Genomic DNA, 24,924 nt, shown 5'->3' with positions numbered 1-24,924 from the left:
CCCCCAGGGCCGAGAACCCCGCGGCGCCAGCCGCCTATGTCACTGCTTCATCCATTCGGCGATGCGGCGGTCGGCTTCCTCGCGGGAGACCTCCTCCACCCGGGTGATCACCGCCCAGCGGTGGCCGAAGGGGTCGATGACCACGCCGAAGCGTTCGCCGTTGACGAAGGTCTGCGGTTCCTCGGCGGTGCGGGCTCCGTGTTCGATCGCGCGGGCCACGACCGTGTCGACGTCGGGGCAGTAGTGCACGATCGAGGTGTGCACCCAGTCCTGGGGTGCCTGGACATTGTTCTCCGGGATCGGCATGCCCAGTTGCAGGGTGGAGTCGCCGATGAGCAGTTCGGCGTGGGCGGGCTGGCCGTCGGGGCGGTCGGCGCGGCTGAGCAGTTTCGCGCCGAACACGGCGGTGTAGAAGTCGATGGCCGCGTTGCCGTCGGGTACGGCCAGGAAACAGGTGATGGAGTGGTAGCCCTCGGGAATGGGCGCAACGGTGTCGGTCATGTCCTCGATCTTGGTCGGCCCGCGCGCGGGGGTCTTGTAAGAACGCGACAGCCCGGCCCGCGAGGTCGCTGTGTCCGGTGAGCGGCGGGAATCCGGTGATGTGCGCGGCATTCTGCATCCGGGGGAGCAGGCCCGGCATCGCCGCCTGACCCGGCTGACGGTCGGGCCCGCGCTGTCCGCGTTCGCCGATCGGTACTGGGTGGTGCGCTGGGATCTGCGTGGTCGCCCGGCCTATCGGGCCGAGGTGCTGTCGTTTCCGTGCGTGAATGTCACCTTCGAACGCAGCGACCTGCGCACGGGCGGTTTCGTCAACGGGGTGTGCACCACCAAGTACGTGCGGGAGCTCAGCGGCGAGGGTGAGACCTTCGGTATCCGTTTCACTCCGGGTGGTTTCGGTGCCTTCACGGGCATGGATGTCGGTGTGCTGCGCGATGATTCGGCCCCGCTCGCCGAGGTACTCCCGGCCGCGGCGGGGCTGGCCGAGCGGGTGCTGGCCGAGCCCTCCGACGAGCGCAGGTGCGGGCTGATCGAGGAGTTCTTCGCGGGCCGGGGCCGTGCGGGCGATCCGCATTTCGCGCTGGTCTCGCGCATCGTCACGGCGATGGCCGAGGATCCGGATCTCACCCGGGTCGATCAGGTGACCGCGCGGTTCGGGGTTCCGGTCCGGACCCTGCAGCGGTTGTTCCGGCGCTATGTGGGCGCCGGACCGAAATGGGTGCTGTGCCGTTTCCGGTTGCAGGACGCCGCCGACCGGCTCGCGCGCGGCGACCGGGTGGACCTGGCCGAACTGGCTACCGATCTCGGCTATTTCGATCAGGCGCATTTCACGCGCGAGTTCACCGCGGAGATCGGGATGGCGCCGTCGGAATACGCGCGCGCGGCGTCGCCGGGCCAGTCTGTGGCACGCTGATCGCGCCGTCCAGCCCCTATTTCCGACGGGTCTGAAATATTCTTATTTCACGTTAGTGTCTGCGCACGCGCAGCGTTCGCTGTCGCGTGGAGAAGTGAGGACAGCAACGGTGACATCGACTTTCCGCCGAATTCCCCGCCCGGCCCTGCTCGGTGCGGCCTGCGCGACCGCGATGACGGCCGCGGTCTTGCTCGCCCCGCACGCGGGCGCCGACGACGAACAGCGGGTCGCCGCCGAGGGCACCGAGCATCGGGCCGGGTGTTCCTATCAGCTCACCGCCGTCAACGTGGTCGGCTACAGCAGCGGCGATTCCGGCGCCACCGTCACCTTCTTCGACGACGGTCAGGTGATCGCGGCCGTGCGGGTGCCCACGATCGGCTCGACCACCACGACCTGGCACCCGGCCTCGGCGGGCGAGCATCTGCTCACCGCGAAGGTTGACAGCATCACCACGCGCTGGATCACCCCCGCCACGGTGACCGTCGAACCGAGCACCGGCAGCGGCAGTGCCGCGTGCGGATTGCCGAGTTTCTCCGGGTGATGTGAGGAAAGTCCCAGCCGCGCAGCGGCATTGAATCCGTTGTGATGGACCACAGTTTCGCGCGCCCGGTCTGTGATCGCCGCAGGTGGCTGTTCGCGAGTGTCGCGAAGGCCACCGCACCAGGGCGGACGCCGGTCAACACTCCCGGTGTGATCTGTTGCGATTTCTGATAAATCGCCCTGTTTTGGCGTTAGGGTCGACCCAATTGCCGCGCCGATGCTCGATTCCCGGGTGGTTCGGTGCCGGCGCCGACCAAGTTGGAGGAGAGATGACCGCCTACCGGACCATTGTCGTCGGTACAGATGGCTCGGACTCGTCGTACGTCGCAGTGGAGAAGGCCGCCGCCCTCGCGGGCGCCGCGGAGGCGACTCTCGTGCTCGCCTGCGCGTACTTCCCGACCGACGACCGCGATGTCGCCGCCGCGGCCGATGTGCTCAAGGACGAGGCCTACCAGGTCCGCGGTTCCGCGCCGACCAACGAGATCCTGCACGTCGCGCGGGAGAAGGCCACCGCCGCCGGTGCCAAGAACATCGTCGAGCGCGCGATCGTCGGCGAGCCGGTCGACTCGCTGCTGGACCTGGTCCGCGAGACCAAGGCCGATCTGCTGGTCGTCGGTAACCGGGGCCTGAACACCCTGACCGGCCGTCTGCTGGGCTCGGTGCCCTCGGATGTGGCGCGCAAGTCGCGCTCGGACGTGCTGATCGTGCACACCGTCCGCTGACAGAGGCATGAAGGCCCCGGATCGCGTCGCGGTCCGGGGCCTTCGCGTGTGATCAGGCCGGTGTCAGGGCCGAGAGCACCTCGGGCAGCGCCTCGGTGTGCACCACCGACAGCCGCTGGGTGGCGCGGGTGAGCGCGACGTAGAGGTCGTTGAGCCCGCGCGGGGACTCGGTCAGGATCCGCTGCGGCTCCACCAGATACACCCGGTCGAACTCGAGGCCCTTGGCGTCGTGCACGGTCAGCACCTGGACCGATTCCCCGGCCAGCGCCGACAGCTCCGGCACCAGCGCCGCGGGCGCGAGCACCGCGCTCGTGCCCGGCCCGTGTTCGCGCTCGAGCAGCCGGGCCACCTCGGCGCGCACCTGCTCGGGACGCACCCGGTGGGCCAGCGGCGGATGACCGGTCTCGCGCACCGAGCGCGGCACCCGGCCGCCGGGATCGATCGCGGCCAGCACGTCCCCGGCCACCGCCATGATCTCGGCGGGGGTGCGGTAGTTCACCGTCAGCTCGGTGAGCTTCCAGCGCTGTGCCACATACGGTTCCAGCACGCGCTGCCAGGAGGAGGCGCCGGCCGGGTCGCCGGTCTGGGCGACATCGCCGACCACGGTGATCCAGCGGTTCGGGATGCGCCGCATGACCATCCGCCAGGCCATCTCCGAGAGTTCCTGTGCCTCGTCGACGATCACGTGGCCGTAGGTCCAGGTGCGGTCGCCCGCGGCGCGCTCGGCGGTGGTCTGCCGGTTGCCGAACTCCTGGCGCTGGGCCAGCTGGGAGGCGTCGATCAGGTCGTAGGCCATCAGGATCTCGGGGTCGAGTTCGTCCTCGATGTCCTGCGGCGCCGAACCGGTGAGGATGTCGAGCGCGTCCTGGGCCTCGGCCAGCTGGGCGCGCCAGCGGCGCCGCGAGCGCTCGCGCTCCTCGGTGTCGTCGACGCCGAGTAGTTCGGCCAGCTCGTCGAGCAGCGGGGCATCGGCGGCGGCGAAGGTGCCGTCGTCGGAGCGCACCAGCTCGGCGCGGTCGGCCGGGCTCAGCGACTTGGCCGCGCGGTCGAGCCGGGCCGGGTCGGCGAGCAGGTCGGCCAGGACCTCCTGCGGCGACAGGATCGGCCACAGCGCCGTGATGGCGGCCTGGACCTGCGGGTCGGCGCGCATCTCGTCGCCGATCTCGCTCAGGTCGGCGGAACTGAGCAGGCTCGCGCCGCCGGACAGATCAGCGCCCATGGTGGCGGCGAGCTGATCGGTGAGGGCGTCGATCACCGAGGACGCGAAGATCGGGCGGGCCAGGTTGTGCGGGCGCCGCGAGGAGCGGGCCCGGCCGCGCGCCTTGGTGGCGATCTTGCGGTCCAGGGTCACCGGATAGCCGTCGAAGGCCAGCCGCACCGGTTCGGCGGGCACCTCCTGCCGGTCGCGCACCGCCTGCTTGAGCACCTCGAGCATGCTCAGCGACCCCTTGATCTCGCCCGCCCGCAGCGAATCCTCGCGCACCGCCTTCACCCCGGGATACAGGTCGCCGATGGTGGACAGCAGCACGCCGGTCTCACCGAGGGACGGCAGCACCTGGCCGATGTAGTCGAGGAAGGTGGCGTTGGGGCCGATGATCAGCACGCCGCTCTTGGCCAGCTGCTGGCGGTAGGTGTAGAGCAGGTAGGCGGCGCGGTGCAGCGCGACCGCGGTCTTGCCGGTGCCGGGGCCGCCCTGCACCACGAGCACGCTCTTGTGCTCGGAGCGGATGATCGCGTCCTGCTCGCTCTGGATGGTCTCGACGATGTCGTTCATGTGCCCGGTGCGGGCCGCGTTGAGCGCCGAGAGCAGCGCGCTCTCGCCGCCGACGCCGTCGTCGGTGCCGATCGCGCCGTCGCGTTCGGCGGCGGCCAGGTCCAGGTACTCGTCGGTGATGGTGGTGACCGCGCGGTTGCGCGAGCGGATGTGGCGGCGGCGGACGACGTCCTCCGGGTTGGCGGTGGTGGCCAGGTAGAACGGGCGGGCCAGGGGCGCGCGCCAGTCCAGCAGCAGCGGCTCGTAGTCGTTGTCCTCGTCGAGGATGCCCAGGCGGCCGATATAGCGCGGCGGCTCGGCGGAATCGCCGTCGAGGTCGATCCGGCCGAAGCACAGGCCGTGCTCGGCGGCGTCGTATTTGGCCAGGTCCTCGTGGTAGAGCTGGGTGAACGACTCCCGCTCGCTGCGCGCCTGCGGCGTGCCGCCGGTCTCCAGCAGCACCGTCTTCAGGCGGTTCTGCGCGTAGGCGCGCATGCCGTCGAGCTTGGTGTAGAGGACCGAGAGGTACTGCTGTTCCTGTTCGAGCTCGCCGCTGCCTGCGGTCGGCTCTGCGGTGCGTTCCTCGGTGAGGCGGTCGGGCAAAACAGGACTCCTTGTCACCGCGTTGAGAACAGAGTTGTCGAGTCTACTTGTCCGCGCGGGGCCGGGGATCGCGTCGAGCGGATCGACAGCCGAAGTTCGGCCGGGCGAACGACACATGGACCCGGGTACAACAGCGTCCGTCGGTGCGGGTATTCCGGATGGACCGCCGGATCAGGAGGCGTGGGTGCTGTCGGAGCGGCGGCCCGGACCGAGACCGACATCACGATGGCCCGAGGGCTTGTCGCGGTACATGGCCAGGTCGGCGTCGTGCAGCACGGCCTCGGGGGTGCGGTGCTCGTGCGGGCCGAGCTCGGTGATGCCGATCGAGGCGGTGACCTCGAGGCGGTGCCCGCGCGCGATGATCGGCTCGGCCATCGTGGTGCGCAGCCGGTCGACCAGCGCGGGCAGATCGGCGCGCTGCGGATGCCCGGCCAGCAGCACCAGGAACTCGTCCCCGCCGAGCCTGCCGACCACGTCCTCCGCGCGCAGCGAGCGCTGCAGGCGCTGGGCCACGATCTGCAACACGATGTCGCCGATGGCGTGGCCGAGGGTGTCGTTGATCGCCTTGAACCCGTCGAGATCGATGAACAGCACGGTGGTGACCAGGGTGCCGCCCTCGTCGGCCAGCGCCGTGGCCAGCTGGGACAGGATCAGCGACCGGTTGGCCAGCCCGGTCAGCGCGTCGTGGGTGGCCTGGTACTCGAGCTGGCGCCTGCTGGCGCGGTACTCGGTGATATCGGCGAAGGAGGACACCCCGGAGGAGTCCGGGCTCTCCGGATTGAGCAGCCGGCAGTTGCACGACAGCCACACCTGGCGCCCGTCGGCGCGTTCCACCCCGAAGATGAACCCGGTGACCGCCTCGCCGGTCGCGAGCGTGTGCGCCATGGGATGGCGCCCGACGGGCAGCGTCTTGCCGTTGCGGTCGACCATCGTCACCGCCAGTTCGTCCAGATGCCTACCGATCACCGGGGCCGCGTCGTCGATGCCGAGAATGCGTTTGCCCGCCGGGTTGATCGATTCCAGCCTGCCGCGCTGATCCACGACCAGCACGCCCTCCTCGAGCTGGGACACCACCGTGGTGAAGTGCGCCTCGGCGCGCCGGGCCGAGGCCTCGGCGGCGCGCTGCGCGGTCAGATCGTGCACCACCACCTGGTAGGCGAGCCGGTCCTGCCAGACCGTGAGCACCGAGACCGTCTGCACCGGAACGCTGCGGCCGTCGACGCGGACCAGGTCCATCTCGGCGGGCGGGGACGCGGCGCCCTCGCCGTGCAGCTGCTCGATCCGGGCCAGCATGGCCGACACCGAATCGGGGTGCACGAAGGTGGTGATGGACAGGCCGAGCAGGTCGTCGGCCGACCGGGCGCCGAGCAGGCGCACCATGGCCGGATTGACGTAGACGATGGTGCCGGATTCGTGCACACACAGCGCATCGGGCGTGTGTTCGACCAGCGAGCGGTACCGCTGCGCGAGCTGTTCGGCGCTCGCGGCGTCGGATGATGCGTCTCCCACTGCGATACCCCCGATCTCGGCCTGGTCTGGCGACGGTGCACAGGACTATTGTGGTGACCCTCGATGAGATCCGCGAGGAGCGACGTGAAACCGGACGTGCGTCCCGGCGGTAGGGCCCACCGTGTCGATTCTATGTCCATCGCCGGAGTCGGTGCCGTCTCCGGCTACGGCTGGGGACGGGAAACGCTGTGGCAGGGCCTGCTGGGCGGCAAGCCCGCGGCCCGCCTGTACCCCGGTTACGGGCCGGGACGCGATCAGCACGCCTGGGTCGGCCGGATTCCGGCCCTCGGTGATCCCGCCCACGGTCACGGGGTGTTCGGGCGCGCCGTGACCGCCGCGGCCGCCGAAGCGGTCGCCGACGCCGAGGCCAGGGGCTGGCGCCGCGCGGGCCGCACGGTCGGGCTGGTGCACGCGTTCACTCTCGGCGATGTGGCCGACTGGCGTGATTTCTACCTCGTCGACCACGGTCACCGCCGCGCCCGCGACTATCTGCCGCTGCTGCCGTCGACCCCCATCTCGGTGGTGATGCAGGAATTCGGTTTCCACGGGCCCGCGATGAACGTGTCCGCGGCCTGCAGTTCCGGTACGGTCGCCCTGCTCACCGCCCAGCTGTGGCGGGACGCGGGCCTGGTCGACGACGTGCTGTGCGTGAGCACCGACATCTCGGCCACCCCCGACATGCTCGACCACTTCGTCCGGATGGGCGCCGCCGTCGCCGACATCGACCCGTCCACCGCCTGCCGTCCCTTCCAGGAGGGGTCGCTGGGCTTCGTGATGGCCGAGGCCTCGGCCGCGCTGCTGCTCAGCGACGCGGTCGACGCGCCCTACGCCCGGGTACTCGGCGGGGCCATGAACAACGACGCGTTCCACGTCGTCTCGGTCGAGCCCACCCACACCCAGCTGCTCGCCTGCGCGCGCCAGGCGCTGACCGCCGCCGGGCTCGCGGCCGCCGATATCGACTACCTCAACGCGCACGGCACCGGCACCCGGCAGTGCGACGCCGCCGAGCGCGATGTGCTGGCCACCGTCTTCGACGACCGGCCCGCCGTCACCGTGCTCAAGCCGCTGGTCGGGCACTGCCAGGGCGCCTCGGCGGCGGTGGAGGTGGCCGCGCTGGCGCTGTCCTACGATCGTGGGATCGCCGTCTCGGCGCCGGTGACCGGCCCGGCGCACCCGCGCCTGCTCGACGGCACCGCCCCGCTCACCGGCGGGCCGACCATGAAACTGTCGATGGGGATGGGCGGCAACAACGCCGCCGTGGTCATCGCCGCGGTCTGAGGGTCACTCGGCGTCGCCGCCGTCGGGGCCCGCGGCCAGCGCGTACCCGCCGGTCGGGTGGTCCTGGGGCAGCGGTACCGCCCAGCGCAGCCGGGTGCCGGGCAGTTCCGGATGGTCCTCGTCGGTGGCGCCGGGCTGCGCCGGACCCACCGCGAAGCGCCCCCCGGCCTCCTGGGCCCGCTGCTCGAGATTGCGCAGCCCGCTGCGGATGACGTGGTTCGGGATGCCCCAGCCGTTGTCGCTGACCGTGATGGTCAGATCGTCGGCCACCTCGATGACGATGGCGACGGTGTCGGCGCCGGAATGGCGCACGGCGTTGCTCACCGCCTCGCGCACCACCGCCTCGGCGTGATCGGCCAGCTGCGGATCGAGCACCGACAGCGGCCCCGAGACCTGGATGGTGGCGCGCAGCGCGATATCGGCGGTCTGGCGCCGGATCGCCATCTCCAGCCGCTGCTGCAGGCTCGCGCTGTGCTCGGGACCGCTGGCGTGCAGGTCGAAGATGGAGGTGCGGATCTCCTGCACCACCTCCTGCAGATCCATGATCACCGTCGAAAGACGTTGCCGCACTTCGGGAACCACGGCCTTGGGCAGGGTCGCCTGCACGGTCAGGCCAATCGCGAACAGCCGCTGGATGACATGGTCGTGCAGGTCGCGGGCGATGCGGTCGCGGTCGGCGACGATGTCGAGCTCGCGCATCCGGCGCTGCGCGTCGGCCAGCCGCACCGCCAGCGCGGCCTGATCACAGAAGGCCGCGGTGAGTTCCATCATCTCGTCGGAGTACGGGGCGAAGCCGGGCGGGCGGATGGTCACCAACACGCCGAGGGTGGCGTCGGGGGTGCACAGCGGCAGCACCAGAGCCGGTCCGGCGCAGGGGGTTCCGGAGGGGAATTCGATGCCGAGGGTCACCTCGGCGGAGTTGTCGTAGCGCAGCGGGGTGCGCCGGGTGAACGCGTCACCCAGGGCGGTGCCCGCGATCGGGATGGTCTGCCAGTCCTGCCCGGCGTCGGGCCCGGTCCACTGGGTGATCACCAGTTCCGAGATCTCGCCGGGGGATTCGTCGGGCACCGGCACCGAGGCGAGGAAGGCCTGGTGCGAGCCGGTCAGCCCGCGCGCGGCATCGACCACATGTGCCAGCACCCGGTCGGATTCGGTGCCCGCCAGGAACTCGGTGGCGATATCGCGGGTGGCCTCGATCCAGGCCTGCCGGGTGCGGGCCTGCTCGTAGAGCCGCGCGTTGTCGACCGCGATGCCCGCCGCGGCGGCCAGCGCGAGCACCAGGACCTCGTCCTCCTCGGTGAACGGGTGCCCGTTCGACTTCTCGGTGAGATACAGGCTGCCGAAGACCTTGTCCCGCAGGCGTACCGGCACACCGAGAAACGTGTGCATCGGCGGATGACCCGCCGGGAACCCCACCGAGGAGGAATGGGTCGTGAGATCGTCCAGGCGCAGCGGGGCCTTCTCCGCGAACACCGCGCCCAGCACGCCGTGCCCGGCGGGTAATCGCTCGATGCGTTCGCGGATCTTGTCCGGGATGCCCTCGTCGATGAACTGCGCGACCTGCTGGTCGTGCCCGCGCACCGCGAGCGCGCCGTAGCGGGCGTCGACCAGGTTCATCGCGGTGCGCACGATGGTGCGCAGGGTTTCGTCCAGATCCAGGCCCGCGGTGACGGTGAGCATGGCCTCGACCAGGCCGTCCATCCGGTCCCGCGAGCCGATCATCACCTCGACGCGGTCGGCCACCTCACCCAGCAGATCGCGCAGGCGCTGCTGGGCGACGGTCCGGCCCGGCGAATATCGGTCACTCCGACCGTCATTCGTCATCGCCGTGTCCTCCGCGCCGCGCCACCCCTACCGATTCGACGCAAAGTCTAGTCCGCAATGTGGGGACTTTCGGCCCTTCACCCGCACCGGCCCCCGATGGTGGCATAGGGCACCGGGAAATGGGATCGAGAAGTGGGGCAAGAGATGAATTCGTTGTCGAGCACCCAGCACTGGACGACCGCCGCGGACCCGGAGCTCGCGGTGACCACCCGTGGCGAGGTACCGGCCCAGGACGTCACCCGGGCGGTCCGCGCCATCACCCGCGTGATGCGCAGGCATCACCTCGACAGTCCGGCCCGCGTGCGCGTCACCGCGCCGCAGGGCTCCGACGAGCCGACCCTGGTGCAGGCCAACATCCGCACCAACGAGACCCTCACCCGCGTGCAGGTGACCGGCCCCGGCGGGTTCGCGGTCACCTTCGCCGCCGAGCGGCTCGACCGTCAGCTCGCGCGCCGCGCGGGCAAGGAAGCGCGCGGCGCCTGGCCGGACCCGGCCCGCAGGCCGCTCGCGCAGATCACCGAGACCCGCCCGATCATCCGGCGTAAGGACTGCGCGCTGATGACCGGCACCCCGCTGGAAGCCAGCACCGTGCTCGACGCGATGGACTACGACGCGTACCTGTTCACCGACGCCCTCACCGGCGAGGACGCCATCGTCACCTGGGCCGACCCGCACGGCGTCAGCCTGGCCCGGCAGCGGCACACCCGCGCCGTCGACGAGCAGGCCGGGCTGCCGCTGACCGCCAGCGCCATGCCGGTGCGGGTGGTCCAGGACGCCGCCCCCGTCTACGCCGAGGACGAGGCCTCCGACGTGCTGTGCACCGGCGGGCTGCCCTACCTGTTCTTCACCGACAGCCACACCGGCCGCGGCAACCTGCTCTACCGCCGCTACGACGGCAACTTGACCATCGTCGTACCCGCCTGAGCCGTCACGGCTCATCGCGGAGTTTGGTGGCCAGGACCGCCGCCTGGGTGCGGCGTTCCACACCCAGTTTCGCCAGCAGGCGGGAGACGTAGTTCTTCACCGTCTTCTCGGCCAGGAACATGCGGGCCGCGATCTGGCGGTTGGTCAGGCCTTCGCCGAGGAGTTCGAGTAGGCGGCGCTCCTGCTCGGTGAGGCCCGCCAGCGCACCCGAGGGTTCGGTGCTGCGGCGCAGCCGGGCGCGCAGGGCGTCGGCGGCCCGGGTATCGAGTAGGGAGTGGCCCGCGCCGACCTGTTTGATCGCGTCGGCCAGCTTCATGCCGTCGATGTTCTTGACCACATAACCGCTGGCCCCGGCCAGGATCGCGTCGAGCATCGCGTGCTCGTCGGAGAACGAGGTCAGGATCAGGCAGTGCAGGTCCTCGAACTCGGCCAGCAGATTGCGGCACAACTCGATGCCGTTGCCGTCGGGCAGCCGCACATCCAGCACCGCGACATCGGGCCGCGCCTCGCGAATGCGCACCATCGCCTCCGCGACACCCCCTGCCTGCCCGATCACAGTGAGTTCTGGATCACCCTCGAGCAGATCGATCAGCCCGCGCCGCACGATCTCGTGATCATCGACCAGAAATACCTCGAGCACTGCGGCTCCTTCATCATGTCGATCGCCCCCACCCTGCCACCCAACCCCTGTGCTCAAACTTAGCCCGCCCGCCGAAATCCCGGGCGCAGACGAGGAACTGGGCATACGCCCCGCACGATGACCACCTCACTCAACCCCGCACATCCCGACCTCGAGGAGGGATCGCCGACGAAGTCGGCGGTTCGCGCCCGTCCCGTCGATCAGGCGCCGTGGCGTAGGCGACGAAGGAGCAAGCCACGGTGCCTGATCGACGGGACCCAAGGGGGCGCGAACTCGAGCGCGCCAGCGCTCCAATATTCCTGTCGGTGGTCGCGCCTAGCATGGCTGGCGGGGGTTCATGTCCGGGTGGCGGATGACGATGGAGAAGGGATTCACCAGGTGGCGGAACGCCTCACTGTGCGCGGAGCGAGGGAACACAACCTGAAGGGTGTGGACCTGGATCTGCCACGCGACAGCCTGATCGTGTTCACCGGTCTGTCCGGGTCCGGCAAGTCGAGCTTGGCGTTCGACACGATCTTCGCCGAGGGGCAGCGGCGCTATGTCGAGTCGCTCTCGGCGTACGCGCGGCAGTTCCTCGGGCAGATGGACAAGCCGGATGTCGATTTCATCGAGGGTCTGTCGCCCGCGGTGTCGATCGACCAGAAGTCGACCAACCGCAATCCGCGGTCCACGGTCGGCACCATCACCGAGGTCTACGACTACCTGCGTCTGCTGTACGCGCGCGCGGGCACGCCGCACTGCCCGGTGTGTGGGGAATTGATCGCCAAGCAGAGCCCGCAGCAGATCGTCGACCAGGTGCTGGCCATGGACGAGGGCCTGAAGTTCCAGGTGCTGGCGCCGGTGGTGCGGACCCGCAAGGGCGAGTTCGTCGACCTGTTCGACCAGCTCAAGACCCAGGGCTATTCGCGGGTGCGGGTGGACGGGGTGGTGTATCCGCTCACCGATCCGCCCAAGCTGAAGAAGCAGGAGAAGCACGACGTCGAGGTCGTGGTGGACCGGCTGGCGGTCAAGTCCGGTTCCAAGCAGCGGCTCACCGATTCCATCGAGACGGCGTTGCGCTTGGCCGACGGCATCGTGGTGCTCGATTTCGTCGATCGCGACGAGCACGCGCACGAGCGGGAGCGCCGCTTCTCCGAGCGGCTGGCCTGCCCGAACGGCCATCCGCTCGATATCGAGGATCTCGAGCCGCGCTCGTTCTCGTTCAACTCGCCCTATGGCGCCTGCCCCGACTGCACCGGCCTCGGCATCCGCAAGGAGGTCGACCCGGAGCTGGTGGTGCCCGATCCGGCGCTGAGCCTGGCCGAGGGCGCCATCGCGCCGTGGGCGCGCGGCCAGACCGCCGAGTACTTCAACCGGCTGCTGTCCGGCCTGGCCGAGGCGATCGGGTTCTCGATGGAGACCCCGTGGCAGAACCTGCCCGCCAAGGCCCGCAAGGCGGTGCTCGAGGGCAGCTCCGATCAGGTGCACGTGTCCTACACCAACCGCTACGGCCGCAAGCGCTCCTATTACGCCGATTTCGAGGGCGTGATGCCGTTCCTGCACCGGCGCATGGACAACACCGAGTCCGAGCAGATGAAGGAGCACTACGACGGGTACATGCGCGATGTGCCGTGCCCGGTCTGCCACGGCTCGCGGTTGCGCCCGGAGATCCTGGCGGTCACCCTGGCCGCCGACGGCACCGACAAGTCGATCGCCGAGGTGGCCGATCTGTCGATCGGCGCGTGCGCGCAGTTCCTGAACTCGCTGACGCTGGGGGAGCGCGAGGCCGCGATCGCCGGTCAGGTGCTCAAGGAGATCCAGGCCCGGCTCGGCTTCCTGCTCGATGTCGGCCTGGAGTACCTGACGCTCTCGCGGGCCGCGGCGACGCTGTCCGGTGGGGAGGCCCAGCGCATCCGCCTGGCAACCCAGATCGGGTCCGGCCTGGTCGGCGTGCTCTACGTGCTCGACGAGCCGTCGATCGGCCTGCACCAGCGCGACAACCGCAGGCTGATCGAGACGCTGCTGCGGTTGAAGAAGCTGGGCAACACCCTGATCGTGGTCGAACACGACGAGGACACCATCCGCGCCTCGGACTGGGTGGTCGATATCGGCCCGCTGGCCGGGGAACACGGCGGCCGCGTGGTGCACAGTGGCCCGTACACCGAGCTGCTGGCCGAGCCCGAGTCGCTGACCGGCGCGTACCTGTCCGGCCGCGAGCAGATCGACGTGCCGTTCGTCCGGCGGCCGGTGGACAAGAAGCGCAAGCTCACCGTGGTCGGCGCGACCGAGCACAACCTCCAGGGCATCGACGTGATGTTCCCGCTGGGTGTGCTCACCTCGGTCACCGGTGTCTCCGGTTCGGGCAAGTCGACGCTGGTCAACGACATTCTGGCGACGGTGCTGGCCAACAAGCTCAACGGCGCTCGCCAGGTGCCGGGCAGGCACACCCGGATCAACGGGGTCGATCAGCTCGACAAGCTGGTGCAGGTCGACCAGTCGCCGATCGGGCGCACCCCGCGCTCGAATCCGGCCACCTACACCGGCGTCTTCGACAAGATCCGCACGCTGTTCGCCTCCACCACCGAGGCCAAGGTCCGCGGCTACCAGCCCGGCCGGTTCTCGTTCAATGTGAAGGGCGGCCGCTGCGAGGCGTGCTCGGGTGACGGCACGCTGAAGATCGAGATGAACTTCCTGCCCGACGTCTACGTGCCGTGCGAGGTGTGCCACGGCGCCCGCTACAACCGCGAGACCCTCGAGGTGCACTACAAGGGCAAGACCATCGCCGAGGTGCTGGACATGCCGATCGACGAGGCCGCCGAGTTCTTCGAGCCGGTCACCTCGATCCACCGGTACCTGAAGACGCTGGTCGAGGTCGGGCTCGGGTACGTGCGGCTGGGTCAGAGCGCGCCGACGCTGTCCGGTGGTGAGGCCCAGCGCGTGAAGCTGGCCGCCGAACTGCAGAAGCGGTCCACCGGGCGCACCGTCTACATCCTCGACGAGCCGACCACCGGCCTGCACTTCGAGGACATCCGCAAGCTGCTCAAGGTGATCAACGGCCTGGTCGACAAGGGCAATACCGTGATCGTCATCGAGCACAACCTCGATGTCATCAAGACCTCGGACTGGGTCATCGACATGGGCCCCGAGGGCGGTTCCGGCGGTGGCACGGTGGTGGCGACCGGCACTCCGGAGGACGTGGCGGCGGTCTCGGACAGCTACACCGGCCAGTTCCTGAAGGAAGTTCTGGCGGCTGCCGCACCGGGGAAGGCCCCGGCCAAGAAGGCCGCGAAGAAGGCTCCGGCGGCGAAGAAAGCGCCTGCGGAGACGGCCGCGGCCAAGCGTCTGGCCCGAAAGGCGGCCGCCCTGCGCTGAGCACGGTTATCCTCCCGCCGGGGACTTTCCGAAAAAGCTGCGAAGTGAAACACCCGTGGGTAACATTCTGGCCGCGCGATCGTGGATGTCGTGCAGTACGAAAGGAACGTCCCCATGGATGAAGCCACCACGGCGCTCATCGCCCAGATCCTGTCTTTCCTCAGTGGTGGGTCCTCGTTGGCCTACGAACCCACTCAGCCGACGGCCTGACGGCAGAATCGAGAGGAACCACTGATGGATACCGGAAGCGCCACGCTGTTCGAAGCGATCGCCAACATGCTCGCCACCGGCTCGGCCGTCTCGGTCACCCCGGGGCAGCCGCCGACCGGCACGGCCTGAGTCCCGCGGTAGCGGCTCACAGCGAAGACGAAAGATCCGCCGACGTTCGCGTCGGCGGATCTTTTCTTTGCGCGGGTCCGGTCAGTACACCGGGCCGGTGTACTTCTCACCCGGTCCGGCGCCCGGCGCGTCCGGCGTCGAGGACGCCTCTCGGAAGGCGCGCTGCAGCGCCTGCAGGCCCTCGCGGATGGGACCGGCGTGCGGGCCCAGGTACTCCACCGACGCGGTGACCAGCCCGGCCAGCGCGGTGATCACCCGGCGCGCCTCGTCGAGGTCGACACCGGCGCCGGAGGACGGGTCGTCCCCGGCCAGGCCCAGCTTCTCCGCGGCCGAGCTCATCAGCATCACCGCGGCCCGGCTGATCACCTCGACGGCGGGGATGTCGGCCAGGTCGCGCACGGGGGGATCGAGCTCGTCAGTCATGCTGATCAGGCTATAGCGCGGCCGATCCGGGCCGTGTGCGACGGGGCGATTCGGCGATAGCGGAATGCGATGCTAGACTTTCCGCTGACGACCGCCCCTGGTTGCGTCATGCGGCTCTGGGGCAGATAAGTGGAGCCCGACTCCCACCGTTTCCGGCGAGCAATCGTCCACGGCAAACGGTCCCGGTCACCCGTCCTCCGTGATGGGTTCTCCGTGTGCCTCGCGCGCGGAGGTCGACACCGATCCCGCGAGGGTATCGGCTGTGGGCGATCGGTCGACATCGGGCCCCGTGGCGGTGAAATACCGCACCGGGGCTTTCGTGTTGAAACAGGGGTTGCAGTTATTGCATGCGGTCGTTATGACGACACCGCTTGACCTAGGAGGCCCCATCAGCACTGAGACCCGCATCAACGATCGCATCCGTGTTCCCGAGGTCCGTCTCATCGGACCCGGCGGCGAACAGGTTGGGATCGTGCGTGTTGAAGATGCACTTCGCGTCGCGCTCGAAGCCGATCTCGACCTGGTCGAGGTGGCACCCGATGCCCGTCCGCCGGTCTGCAAGATCATGGACTACGGCAAGTTCAAGTACGAGACCGCGCAGAAGGCGCGCGAGTCCCGGAAGAATCAGGTCCAGACCGTGATCAAGGAGCAGAAGCTCCGCCCGAAGATCGACGACCACGACTACGAGACCAAGAAGCGCAACGTCGTTCGCTTCCTCGAGGCCGGGTCCAAGGTCAAGGTCACGATCATGTTCCGTGGTCGCGAGCAGTCGCGCCCCGAACTCGGCTTCCGGCTGCTGCAGCGGTTGGCCTCCGACGTCGCCGAACTCGGTTTCGTCGAGACCTCGGCCAAGCAGGACGGCCGCAACATGACCATGGTCCTCGCGCCCCACAAGGGTGCGAAGACGCGGGTGAAGGCACAGCAGGAATCCGCCCCGGCACGTCCGCTGCCGACCGGTCCCGCCAGTGCCGAACCGGCTGCGCTGGTCGACACCCCGGCGCCCGCCGAGCAGGCAGCGCCGGCCGACCCGCAGTAACACCGATTTCACCGACTAGATAGAGGAATCTCCATGCCGAAGAACAAGACCCACAGCGGCGCCAAGAAGCGATTCAAGGTGTCCGGCCGGGGCAAGCTGCTTCGCGAGCAGGCGAACCGTCGCCACCTCCTGGAGCACAAGTCCACCCGCCGGACTCGTCGTCTGGAAGGCACGGAGTCCGTCGCCGACGTCGATGCCCCCCGCGTGAAGCGGCTGCTCGGTCTCGCCTGATTCTCAGGTAAAGCAGACCGTCGCACCCCGACGATTCCGCGGCCGGGATACACCGGACGCCGACAACTACCGAACTCGGGCGCCCTCGCGCCCCCAGATGATCAAGGACTGACACAGTGGCACGCGTCAAAAGGGCCGTCAACGCTCAGAAGAAGCGCCGTTCCATCCTCGAGGCCTCCAAGGGCTACCGGGGCCAGCGCTCGCGCCTGTACCGCAAGGCCAAGGAACAGCAGCTCCACTCGCTGACCTACGCCTACCGCGACCGCAAGGCGCGCAAGGGTGACTTCCGCAAGCTGTGGATCGCTCGTATCAACGCCGCCGCGCGTCTGAACGACATCACCTACAACCGCTTCATCCAGGGCCTCAAGGCCGCGGGTGTCGAGGTGGACCGCAAGATCCTGGCCGAGCTCGCCGTCTCCGACGCCGAGGCCTTCGCCGGTCTGGTGGCCGTCGCCAAGGCCGCGCTGCCCGCCGACGTCAACGCGCCGGCCACCGCCGCCTGAGCTTGACGACGCACAGCGATTCGCCGGAACGACCCGTGGACGCGCTCTCCGAGCGCAATCCGCGGGTCGTTTCCGCTGTCAAGCTCCAGCGCGCCGCGCAGCGCCGCAAGGCGGGACTGTTCCTCGCCGAGGGCGCCAATGCCGTCACCGCCGCGCTGGCGACCGGCCGCGTGCGGGAGCTGTTCTATTCGCTCGCCGCGGCCGAACGCGAGACCGCGCTGATCGCCGGTGCCGCCGCCGACGGCGTGCGCACCACCCTGGTCAGCGATCGTGCCGCCGAGCAGCTCGGCGAGACCGTCACCGCGCCGGGCCTGGTCGCGGTGTGCGAGCTGGTCGATGTGCCGCTCGCCGACGTGCTCGACCACGCGCCGCGCATGCTCGCCGTGCCGGTCGAGATCGCCGAGCCCGGCAATGCGGGCACCCTGATCCGGGTCGCCGACGCGGTCGGCGCCGACGGGGTGATCCTGGCGGGGGAGACCGTCGATCCGCACAACGGCAAGTGCGTCCGGGCCAGCGCGGGCAGCGTGTTCCACGTGCCCATCGCGCGCGGCCGCGACATCGCCGCCACCCTCGACGCCATCTCCGCGGCGGGCGTGACCCTCCTGGCCACCGCCGCTACCGGCGAGGTCGACCTGGACGACGCCGACGAGATCCTCACCGGCCCGGTCGCCTGGCTGTTCGGCAATGAGGCGCACGGCCTGGACCCCGCCGTAGCCGCCCGCGCCGACCACCGCATCCGCATCCCCATCCACGGGCGTGCCGAAAGCCTGAATCTGGCCGCGGCGGCGGCGATCTGCCTCTACGCCAACGCGCGCGTGCAGCACGCGCGCTAGCGGGCGCTCAGCAGCTCGGCGTGATGCCGGAGCGGAGGTCGTCAAGGATCTCGGTGGCCCAGGGCAGTGGAATGGCGTCGCTCCCGGCGACCTGCATGGCCGTCATGATCGTCAGCAGCATCCCGGTGGCCACGAACCGGCGTGATTCGAGGGTGTCGGCGCCGGTCAGTTCGCCGACGAGACGGTAGATGCGGCCGAAGCGCTCGCGCATGTGCTCGCCCACCGCGGGATCGCCGCTGGCGGCGGCGCCGTGCAGCAGCATCAGCGGCAGCTCGCGTTCGGCCAGGAAGACGTCGAAGGCCCGGCCCATCGTGCGCAACGCATCGGAAGTGTCGGCGTCCGGCGCGATCTCGGCACCCCGGAACACCCGCTCGATCCGGTCGCACACCTCGTGCAGCGCCGCCAGGAACAGCTGCTGCTTGGTGCCGAACAACCGGATGACATACGGCTGCGACACCCCGGCCAGCCGGGCGATCTCATCGGTCTTCGTCGCGGCGTAACCACTGTCGGCGAACGCGCGCACCGCGGCCTCGAGCACCTGTGAACTGCGCTCGGCGGCGGTCATCCGGGTTCTCGTGCCGCCCATGGACGTGGTCCTCCTCGCGGTTCGCGCTCCGTTGCCTCTTGACATGTTATCAGCCGATGCATAACCATGGTCCGTACTAGTTATCAGTGAATAACAACAAGGGCTGGACATGACTCAGACACTCGATCCCGGCGATGCCGTTCTCGCCGATCCGCCGGAGCCCGGCACGACGAAATCCGTCCCGCTCGGCGCGGTGATCGCCGCCGTCGGTATCCCGATGTTCATGGTCACGCTGGACAACCTGGTGGTGACCAACGCGCTGCCGGTGATCAAGGCCGAGCTGGGCGCGTCGCTGTCGGACCTGCAGTGGTTCATCAACGCGTACACGCTGTCGTTCGCCTCGCTGCTGCTCACCGCCTCGGCGCTGGGTGACCGGATCGGGCGCCGCCGGGTGTTCCTGGCCGGGATCGCGGTGTTCGTGGCCGCCTCGGCGGCGTGCGCGCTGGCGACCGAACCGTGGATGCTCATCCTGGCCCGCGCGATCCAGGGCGCCGGGGGCGCGGCGGTGATGCCGCTGTCGCTGACGTTGCTGGCCGCGGCGGTTCCCGACCGTTTGCGCAGTGCCGCCATCGGTATCTGGGGCGGCCTGGCCGGGCTCGGGGTCGCGGTCGGTCCGGTGGTCGGCGGCGCGGTCGTCGACGGGCTGAACTGGCAGTGGATCTTCTGGCTCAATGTGCCGATCGGGCTGGCGGCGTTGCCGTTCGCCGCGCGGGTGCTCGCCGAATCCCGTGGTACCGCACGGCGATTGGATCTGCTCGGGCTGGTGCTCTCCGCCGGTGGTGTGCTCGCGCTGGTTTGGGGTGTCATCCACGGCGCCGACGACGGCTGGACCGCGGGCCCGGTGCTCGGCGCGCTCATCGGTGGTGGGGTGCTGCTGGTGGCGTTCGTCGCCTGGGAGCGCATGGTCACCGACCCGATGCTGCCGCTGCGGATGTTCGCCTCGCGCGGCCTGAGCCTGAGCTACATCGTGTCCTTCGGGTTCTCCGCCGGGGTGTTCGGCGCGATCTTCCTGCTCGCGCAGTTCTTCCAGGTCGTGCAGGGCTACTCGCCGCTGGAATCGGGCATCCGCACGATGCCGTGGACCATGGTGCCGATGGTCGTGGCGCCGCTGGCGGGCCTGGTCGTCGACCGGGTGGGCCCGCGGGTGCTCATCGCCACCGGGCAGCTGTGCCTGGCCGTCTCGCTGGGCTGGATGGCGCTGATCACCACCGTCGATGTCGCCTATCCCGCGTTCATCGCCCCCTTCGTGCTCGGCGGTATCGGCATGGGCCTGACCTTCGCCCCGTCCTCCACCATCGTCATGGCCAGCGCCTCCCCGGCGGATCAGGGGATGGCCTCGGGGATCAACAGCACCGTGCGCGAGGTCGGCGTGGCCATGGGTATCGCGGTCCTGGCCTCGGTTTTCGCCTCGCACGGCTCCTACACCGACCCGCAGGCCTACGTGGACGGGCTGGTCCCCGCCGTGTGGGTGGGCGCGGGGCTGGTCTCCGTCGCGGCGGTGGTCGCCGCCTTCCTGCCACGCCACACCCGGCAGGCTGCCTGACCCGGTGTCGGCGGGCCCGGGTGCCGATCAGGTGCCGGGGCCCGCCGACACGTGGCCGGTCGAGGCGGTGTGCGGCTGCGCCGGGCCGACGGTGGTCCCGGGCGCGGGCAAGGCGACGATCTGCTGCGGATCCTCGTACAGGATGATCCCGGGATCGTTGGAATCCAGCCGCTCCCAGCCGATCCCGTGCCGGTCGAGAATATCGAGGTAGCCGCTGACCCGGTCGATCATCGGCAGCGCCGTCGACCGGAACCAGGCCGCCGCACCCGGATGCCGCTCCCGGTCGTAGACCCGCCTGTCCGCCTCGTACGGATTCACCAGATGATCGGTGAACCAGTCGTTACCGCTGCGGCGGAACCGCTCCTGCTCCACGCTCAGCCGACCCTCCGACGACAGACCGTTGACCAGGGCGAACACACCGGGGAACAACCCGTGGCGATTCGGTTCGACCGCCTGGAACCGCACATACAACCGCGGCACCGACGGCTCCGACCGACGATTCGCTCCCACCCGCCTGCTCACTCGGCCTCCTCCTGCTGAGTCGTTCCAGACCCGGACGACGTCTCCGGCTGTTCACACCGGCCCACTGCTCGCGGAAACGGACGCCGTCCCCGAGGATGGATACCCAATCCGCACAGCGCCAGCCCGCTGCCGGGAACGGTCAGGCGCGTACGCCGACCTCGGGGCGGGGTCGAATCACAAGTCTGTTCAGGCATCGAAACATCCTGTTCTCGAGTCGAACCGCTGATGTGTTTGATCGGTTGGACGCACATCGCCCCCGTTCGGTTCCCTTGATTTCGAACAGTTTCCGCATCACGACAAAGGTCGCTCGACCAGTTGGCCCCGTTGCTTCGATCCTGGTCACACACGTGCCGTGCCGACGGTGGAACATGTGGGGGAGTTCGTCGTCGGCGTGGACCTCGCGGCGGTGCGCCGTGCTCGGGCGTCGGTGCTCAGGACGTCGGGGCCCGGATTTCGGTCTGCGTCCGCGTCGAGATCGGTGGCGGGTGGCCTGGCGGAAAACCCAGGTCCAGCACCTGGAACTGGACTGGTCAGTCCTGGTGAAGACTCTCTTGACCAGGGTTGATCGCGCGGGGAGTAATCCGGATGAATCGCGCGAACCCGATCCCATAGGATTTATCCAGCACCGATGCGGGTTGGCAATGACGCGCCCGTGAACCGATCCCCAGGGGAGAGTCGAGAAGATCGTGGCCGACGACAACAGTGGAGTCGAGCAGAACGCCTCTTTGACCGAGGAGGCACTCGCGGCAGCGGCGGCGGAGGCCGAGAAGGCGTTCGCGGCAGCGGCCGATCTGGATGCGCTGGCGGTCGCCAAGACCGATTTCATCGGCGGCAAGTCGCCGATCGCGCTGGCGCAGCGTGGACTGGGCAGCCTGCCCAAGGAGGAGAAGGCCGAGGCGGGCAAGCGGGTCAATATCGCCCGCAAGCGGGTCTCCGACGCCTTCGAGGCCCGCCGCGCCGCGCTGCTGGAAGAGCGCGATCAGGCCGTGCTGGTGGCCGAGAAGATCGACGTCACCGCGCCCGCCCGGCGTCGTCCGGCCGGTGCCCGGCACCCGATCACCGTCATCTCCGAGGAGATCGCCGACGTGTTCGTCGCGATGGGCTGGGAGGTCGCCGAGGGTCCCGAGGTGGAGACCGAGCACTTCAACTTCGACGCGCTCAACTTCCTGCCCGACCATCCGGCGCGCACCATGCAGGACACCTTCCACATCGCGCCGGAGGGTTCGCGCCAGGTGCTGCGCACGCACACCTCCCCGGTGCAGGTGCGCTCCATGCTGGAACGCGACGTGCCGATCTACGTGGTGTGCCCCGGGCGCACCTTCCGCACCGACGAGCTCGACGCCACTCACACCCCGGTGTTCTCCCAGGTGGAGGGTCTGGCGATCGACAAGGGCCTGACCATGGCGCATCTGCGCGGCACCCTGGACGCGTTCGCCCGCGCCCTGTTCGGCCCGGACACCCGAACCCGCATGCGCCCCAACTACTTCCCGTTCACCGAACCCTCGGCCGAGGTCGACGTGTGGTTCCCGGACAAGAAGGGCGGCGCGGGCTGGGTCGAATGGGGTGGCTGCGGGATGGTCAACCCGAAGGTGCTGATCGCCAGCGGCATCGACCCGGAGGTGTACTCCGGCTTCGCCTTCGGCATGGGCATGGAGCGCACGCTGCAGTTCCGCAACGGCATCCCCGACATGCGCGACATCGTCGAGGGCGACGTGCGGTTCACCCTGCCCTTCGGTATCCGGTCCTGAGCGACACCCCCTTTCGACACAGAGAGCGAAACGTCAAGTGCGAGTAGCGCAGTCCTGGCTGACCGAGATCCTGCAGCGCACCACCCCCGAGTGGTCCGTGTCGGCCGACGAGCTCGACGCGGGCTTCGTCCGGGTCGGCCTCGAGGTCGAAGAGGTCGACACGCTGACCCCGATCGGCGGCGACATCGACAAGCCGCTGGTGGTCGGCCGCGTCGCCGAGATCACCGAACTCACCGAGTTCAAGAAGCCGATCCGCTTCTGTAAGGTCGATGTCGGCAACCCGGAGTTGCAGGAGATCGTCTGCGGCGCGCGCAATTTCGCGGTCGGCGACCTGGTCGTGGTGGTGCTGCCGGGCGGCGAGCTGCCGGGCGGGTTCAAGATCTCCTCGCGCAAGACCTACGGGCACACCTCCAACGGCATGATCTGCTCGGTCGCCGAGCTGGGCATCGGCAAGGACCACGACGGCATCCTGGTGCTCGAGCCCGGTTCCGCGCAGCCCGGTGACGACGCGAACGTGCTGCTGGGCACCGACGACACCATCATCGAACTCAACATCACCCCCGACCGCGGCTACTGCTTCTCGGTGCGCGGCCTGGCCCGCGAGCTGGCCTGCGGCTTCGACCTCGAATACGCCGACCCGGCCGTGCGGACCCTGCCCGACGGCGAGGCCGAGGCATGGCCGGTGCGGCTGGAGGCCGATGCGGAGTGCACCCGCTTCGGCGTGCGCCGCATCACCGGGATGAACCCCGGCGCGGTCAGTCCGCTGTGGCTGCAGCGCAGGCTGATGCTGTCGGGGATGCGCCCGATCTCCCCGGCCGTGGACGTCACCAACTACGTGATGCTCGAGCTGGGCCAGCCGCTGCACGCCTTCGACGCCGCCAAGCTGCACGGCGGGCTGGTCGTGCGCTCGGCCAACCGGGGCGAGACGCTGCGCACCCTCGACGACACCGAGCGCACCCTCGACGCCGAGGACGTGGTGATCGCCGACGACACCGGCGTGATCTCGCTGGCCGGTGTGATGGGCGGGGCCAGCACCGAGGTCGGTGCCGAGACCACCGATGTGGTGCTCGAGGCGGCCACCTGGAACCCGCTGCGGGTCTACCGCACCGCGCGCAGGCACAAGCTGGTCTCCGAGGCGGGCAAGCGTTACGAGCGCGTCGTCGACCCGGAGATCAATGTGATCGCGCTCGACCGCGCGGCCACGCTGCTGGCCGAGATCACCGGCGGCACCATCGAATCCACGCTCACCGACATCCGCGTCCCGCTGCCCGCTACGGCACCGATCGCGATGGACATCGACCTGCCCGACCGCGTCGCCGGTGTCACCTACCCGGCGGGCACCGCCGTGCGCAGGCTGGCCCAGATCGGCGCGGGCGTCGAGATCGAGGTCACCGACGCGGGCCGCACCCAGCTGCTGGTGACCCCGCCGAGCTGGCGGCCGGACCTGTCCCAGCCCGCCGACCTGGTCGAGGAGGTGCTGCGGCTGGAGGGGCTCGAACAGATCCCGTCGGTGCTGCCCGCCGCCCCGGCCGGGCGCGGCCTGACCCCGAAGCAGCAGCGCCGCCGGGCCGTGAGCCGGGCGCTGGCGTTCGACGGTGCCGTGGAGGTGCCCGCGCCGGTGTTCCTGCCCGCCGGTGTCTTCGACATCTGGGGCCTGGACGCCGAGGACCCGCGCCGCCACACCACCAGCGTGCTGAACCCCCTGGACACCGATCGCCCCGAGCTGGCCACCACCCTGCTGCCGGGCCTGCTCGAGGTCGCGGCCCGCAATATCTCGCGCGGCGCCCGTGACCTCACCATCTACGGCATCGCGCAGGTGGTGCTGCCCGGTGCGCAGACCCACGCGGTCGAGGCGCTGCCGGTGGATCGCCGCCCCACCGACGAGCAGATCGCCGAGCTCATCGGCTCGCTGCCCGCCCAGCCGGTGCACGTGGCCGCGGTGCTCAGCGGCAAGCGGGAACCGCGCGGTCCGTGGGGGCCGGGCCGCCAGGCCGAGGCCGCCGACGCGTTCGCTCTGGTCGACGCCGTCGCCGACGCGGCCGGTGTCACCATCGAGCGCCGCGCCACCGCCTACCTGCCGTGGCATCCCGGCCGCTGCGCCGAACTGGTCGTGGACGGGATCGTCGTCGGCCACGCGGGCGAACTGCACCCGGCCGTGCTCGAGCGCGCCGGTCTGCCCCCGCGCACCTGCGCCTTCGAACTCGACCTCGACGCCCTGCCGCTGACGGCCTCACGCCCGGCACCCACGGTGTCGGCGTTCCCGGCTGTGCTGCAGGACGTTTCGGTCAGCGTGGACCGGACCGTCCCCGCCGCCGAGGTCGAATCCGCCCTGCGCACCGGCGGCGGCGACCTCCTCGAGGACATCTCGCTGTTCGACATCTACGAAGGCGCCCAGGCAGGCGAGGGCCGCAAATCCCTCACCTACGCCCTGCGCTTCCGCGCCCCCGACCGCACCCTCACCGAGGACGAAGCCAGCGCCGCCCGCGACGCCGCCGTCGCCTCGGCCACCACCGCGGTCGGCGCCGAACTGCGCGGCTGATCCCGCCCCCTCGAAGGCCGCCCGCGCCGCCGGGCGGCCTTCGTTGTCTCCGTGTCCAGGCCATGG

Annotated in this window: 21 protein-coding genes; 13 read left to right on the top strand and 8 right to left on the bottom strand. The window is 69.8% G+C overall.

Translation table 11 applies throughout. The features are described 5' to 3' along the window. Window positions 1-39: 39 nt before the first annotated feature. Window positions 40-501, bottom strand: a complete 462-nt coding sequence (locus WA675_RS22315; RefSeq protein WP_336086799.1) for a VOC family protein — start codon at window positions 499-501, stop codon at window positions 40-42. 70 nt (window positions 502-571) lie between these two features. Between WA675_RS22315 and WA675_RS22310 the strand changes: the two genes are divergently transcribed. From WA675_RS22310 to WA675_RS22300, 3 genes are all read left to right on the top strand, one after another. Then, complete coding sequence (locus WA675_RS22310) at window positions 572-1,411, top strand: AraC family transcriptional regulator (protein ID WP_336086798.1); 840 nt, start codon at window positions 572-574, stop codon at window positions 1,409-1,411. Window positions 1,412-1,520: 109 nt separating this feature from the next. Then, the gene (locus tag WA675_RS22305) at window positions 1,521-1,952 is read left to right on the top strand and encodes a hypothetical protein (protein WP_336086796.1); all 432 of its coding nucleotides are present in this window, start codon (window positions 1,521-1,523) and stop codon (window positions 1,950-1,952) included. 268 nt (window positions 1,953-2,220) lie between these two features. Beyond that, window positions 2,221-2,673: a universal stress protein gene (locus WA675_RS22300; protein WP_278265907.1), complete on the top strand. Its 453-nt coding sequence runs from the start codon at window positions 2,221-2,223 to the stop codon at window positions 2,671-2,673. A gap of 52 nt (window positions 2,674-2,725) precedes the next feature. Here WA675_RS22300 and WA675_RS22295 read toward each other — a convergent pair whose 3' ends face one another. Both WA675_RS22295 and WA675_RS22290 read right to left on the bottom strand, forming a co-directional pair. Then, entirely contained in the window at window positions 2,726-5,029 is a 2,304-nt protein-coding gene (locus tag WA675_RS22295; RefSeq protein ID WP_336086795.1) for a HelD family protein, read from the bottom strand. 171 nt (window positions 5,030-5,200) lie between these two features. Next, a complete protein-coding gene (locus tag WA675_RS22290) occupies window positions 5,201-6,538 on the bottom strand; it encodes a diguanylate cyclase domain-containing protein (protein WP_336086794.1) in 1,338 nt (445 codons plus the stop codon). Between the two features lie 132 nt (window positions 6,539-6,670). On the opposite strand from WA675_RS22290, the gene WA675_RS22285 reads away from it, so the two are divergent. Next, a complete protein-coding gene (locus WA675_RS22285; RefSeq protein WP_336086793.1) occupies window positions 6,671-7,816 on the top strand; it encodes a beta-ketoacyl synthase N-terminal-like domain-containing protein in 1,146 nt (381 codons plus the stop codon). Window positions 7,817-7,819: 3 nt separating this feature from the next. On the opposite strand, the gene WA675_RS22280 is transcribed toward WA675_RS22285, so the two are convergent. After that, on the bottom strand, window positions 7,820-9,640 hold the full coding sequence (locus WA675_RS22280; protein WP_336086792.1) for a sensor histidine kinase: 1,821 nt from the start codon (window positions 9,638-9,640) through the stop codon (window positions 7,820-7,822). Between the two features lie 144 nt (window positions 9,641-9,784). Here WA675_RS22280 and WA675_RS22275 point away from each other — a divergent pair, with 144 nt between their 5' ends. Continuing rightward, window positions 9,785-10,564, top strand: coding sequence for a hypothetical protein (locus WA675_RS22275; protein WP_336086791.1), 780 nt, complete (start codon window positions 9,785-9,787; stop codon window positions 10,562-10,564). A gap of 4 nt (window positions 10,565-10,568) precedes the next feature. Here the strand turns inward: WA675_RS22275 and WA675_RS22270 are convergent, their stop codons facing one another. Continuing rightward, window positions 10,569-11,204 carry a response regulator transcription factor gene (locus WA675_RS22270; RefSeq protein ID WP_336086790.1) on the bottom strand — a complete coding sequence of 212 codons (636 nt, stop codon included), beginning with the start codon at window positions 11,202-11,204 and terminating at the stop codon, window positions 10,569-10,571. A gap of 378 nt (window positions 11,205-11,582) precedes the next feature. On the opposite strand from WA675_RS22270, the gene uvrA reads away from it, so the two are divergent. After that, complete coding sequence (gene uvrA, locus WA675_RS22265) at window positions 11,583-14,555, top strand: excinuclease ABC subunit UvrA (RefSeq protein ID WP_336086789.1); 2,973 nt, start codon at window positions 11,583-11,585, stop codon at window positions 14,553-14,555. Window positions 14,556-14,975: 420 nt separating this feature from the next. Here the strand turns inward: uvrA and WA675_RS22260 are convergent, their stop codons facing one another. Continuing rightward, window positions 14,976-15,317 (bottom strand): DUF1844 domain-containing protein, encoded by a 342-nt coding sequence (locus tag WA675_RS22260; RefSeq protein WP_336086788.1) that lies wholly within the window; start codon window positions 15,315-15,317, stop codon window positions 14,976-14,978. Window positions 15,318-15,675: 358 nt separating this feature from the next. Between WA675_RS22260 and infC the strand changes: the two genes are divergently transcribed. The 4 genes from infC to WA675_RS22240 all read left to right on the top strand — a co-directional run bounded on the left by infC (window position 15,676) and on the right by WA675_RS22240 (window position 17,920). Then, window positions 15,676-16,353 (top strand): translation initiation factor IF-3, encoded by a 678-nt coding sequence (gene infC, locus WA675_RS22255; protein ID WP_336086930.1) that lies wholly within the window; start codon window positions 15,676-15,678, stop codon window positions 16,351-16,353. 33 nt (window positions 16,354-16,386) lie between these two features. Then, entirely contained in the window at window positions 16,387-16,584 is a 198-nt protein-coding gene (gene rpmI / locus WA675_RS22250; protein ID WP_278265897.1) for a 50S ribosomal protein L35, read from the top strand. Between the two features lie 116 nt (window positions 16,585-16,700). Further along, the gene (rplT, locus tag WA675_RS22245) at window positions 16,701-17,087 is read left to right on the top strand and encodes a 50S ribosomal protein L20 (RefSeq protein WP_019046423.1); all 387 of its coding nucleotides are present in this window, start codon (window positions 16,701-16,703) and stop codon (window positions 17,085-17,087) included. Window positions 17,088-17,122: 35 nt separating this feature from the next. Further along, on the top strand, window positions 17,123-17,920 hold the full coding sequence (locus WA675_RS22240) for a TrmH family RNA methyltransferase (RefSeq protein ID WP_336086787.1): 798 nt from the start codon (window positions 17,123-17,125) through the stop codon (window positions 17,918-17,920). Between the two features lie 7 nt (window positions 17,921-17,927). On the opposite strand, the gene WA675_RS22235 is transcribed toward WA675_RS22240, so the two are convergent. Further along, window positions 17,928-18,506 (bottom strand): TetR/AcrR family transcriptional regulator, encoded by a 579-nt coding sequence (locus tag WA675_RS22235; protein ID WP_336086786.1) that lies wholly within the window; start codon window positions 18,504-18,506, stop codon window positions 17,928-17,930. Window positions 18,507-18,615: 109 nt separating this feature from the next. Between WA675_RS22235 and WA675_RS22230 the strand changes: the two genes are divergently transcribed. Then, complete coding sequence (locus WA675_RS22230) at window positions 18,616-20,049, top strand: MFS transporter (protein WP_336086785.1); 1,434 nt, start codon at window positions 18,616-18,618, stop codon at window positions 20,047-20,049. A gap of 27 nt (window positions 20,050-20,076) precedes the next feature. On the opposite strand, the gene WA675_RS22225 is transcribed toward WA675_RS22230, so the two are convergent. Then, window positions 20,077-20,529: a hypothetical protein gene (locus WA675_RS22225; protein ID WP_336086784.1), complete on the bottom strand. Its 453-nt coding sequence runs from the start codon at window positions 20,527-20,529 to the stop codon at window positions 20,077-20,079. Between the two features lie 728 nt (window positions 20,530-21,257). Here WA675_RS22225 and pheS point away from each other — a divergent pair. Further along, window positions 21,258-22,319: a phenylalanine--tRNA ligase subunit alpha gene (gene pheS / locus WA675_RS22220; RefSeq protein ID WP_336086783.1), complete on the top strand. Its 1,062-nt coding sequence runs from the start codon at window positions 21,258-21,260 to the stop codon at window positions 22,317-22,319. Between the two features lie 37 nt (window positions 22,320-22,356). After that, window positions 22,357-24,858 (top strand): phenylalanine--tRNA ligase subunit beta, encoded by a 2,502-nt coding sequence (pheT, locus tag WA675_RS22215; protein WP_336086782.1) that lies wholly within the window; start codon window positions 22,357-22,359, stop codon window positions 24,856-24,858. The last annotated feature ends 66 nt before the right edge of the window (window positions 24,859-24,924 follow it).

Origin of the sequence: Nocardia sp. SSK8 (genome assembly GCF_037034205.1) — a bacterium.
Taxonomy (GTDB): domain Bacteria; phylum Actinomycetota; class Actinomycetes; order Mycobacteriales; family Mycobacteriaceae; genus Nocardia.
Note: the sequence above shows the minus strand (reverse complement) of the source record. Positions and strands in the feature narration are given on the sequence as shown.

Bases quoted from the DNA above. Each gene is read 5' to 3' on its own strand.
- WA675_RS22315 (WP_336086799.1), bottom strand. From the start codon at position 501: ATGACCGACACCGTTGCGCCCATTCCCGAGGGCTACCACTCCATCACC.
- WA675_RS22300 (WP_278265907.1), top strand. From the start codon at position 2,221: ATGACCGCCTACCGGACCATTGTCGTCGGTACAGATGGCTCGGACTCG.
- WA675_RS22285 (WP_336086793.1), top strand. From the start codon at position 6,671: ATGTCCATCGCCGGAGTCGGTGCCGTCTCCGGCTACGGCTGGGGACGG.
- WA675_RS22280 (WP_336086792.1), bottom strand. From the start codon at position 9,640: ATGACGAATGACGGTCGGAGTGACCGATATTCGCCGGGCCGGACCGTC.
- WA675_RS22275 (WP_336086791.1), top strand. From the start codon at position 9,785: ATGAATTCGTTGTCGAGCACCCAGCACTGGACGACCGCCGCGGACCCG.
- WA675_RS22260 (WP_336086788.1), bottom strand. From the start codon at position 15,317: ATGACTGACGAGCTCGATCCCCCCGTGCGCGACCTGGCCGACATCCCC.
- infC (WP_336086930.1), top strand. From the start codon at position 15,676: ATGACGACACCGCTTGACCTAGGAGGCCCCATCAGCACTGAGACCCGC.
- rpmI (WP_278265897.1), top strand. From the start codon at position 16,387: ATGCCGAAGAACAAGACCCACAGCGGCGCCAAGAAGCGATTCAAGGTG.
- WA675_RS22235 (WP_336086786.1), bottom strand. From the start codon at position 18,506: ATGGGCGGCACGAGAACCCGGATGACCGCCGCCGAGCGCAGTTCACAG.
- WA675_RS22230 (WP_336086785.1), top strand. From the start codon at position 18,616: ATGACTCAGACACTCGATCCCGGCGATGCCGTTCTCGCCGATCCGCCG.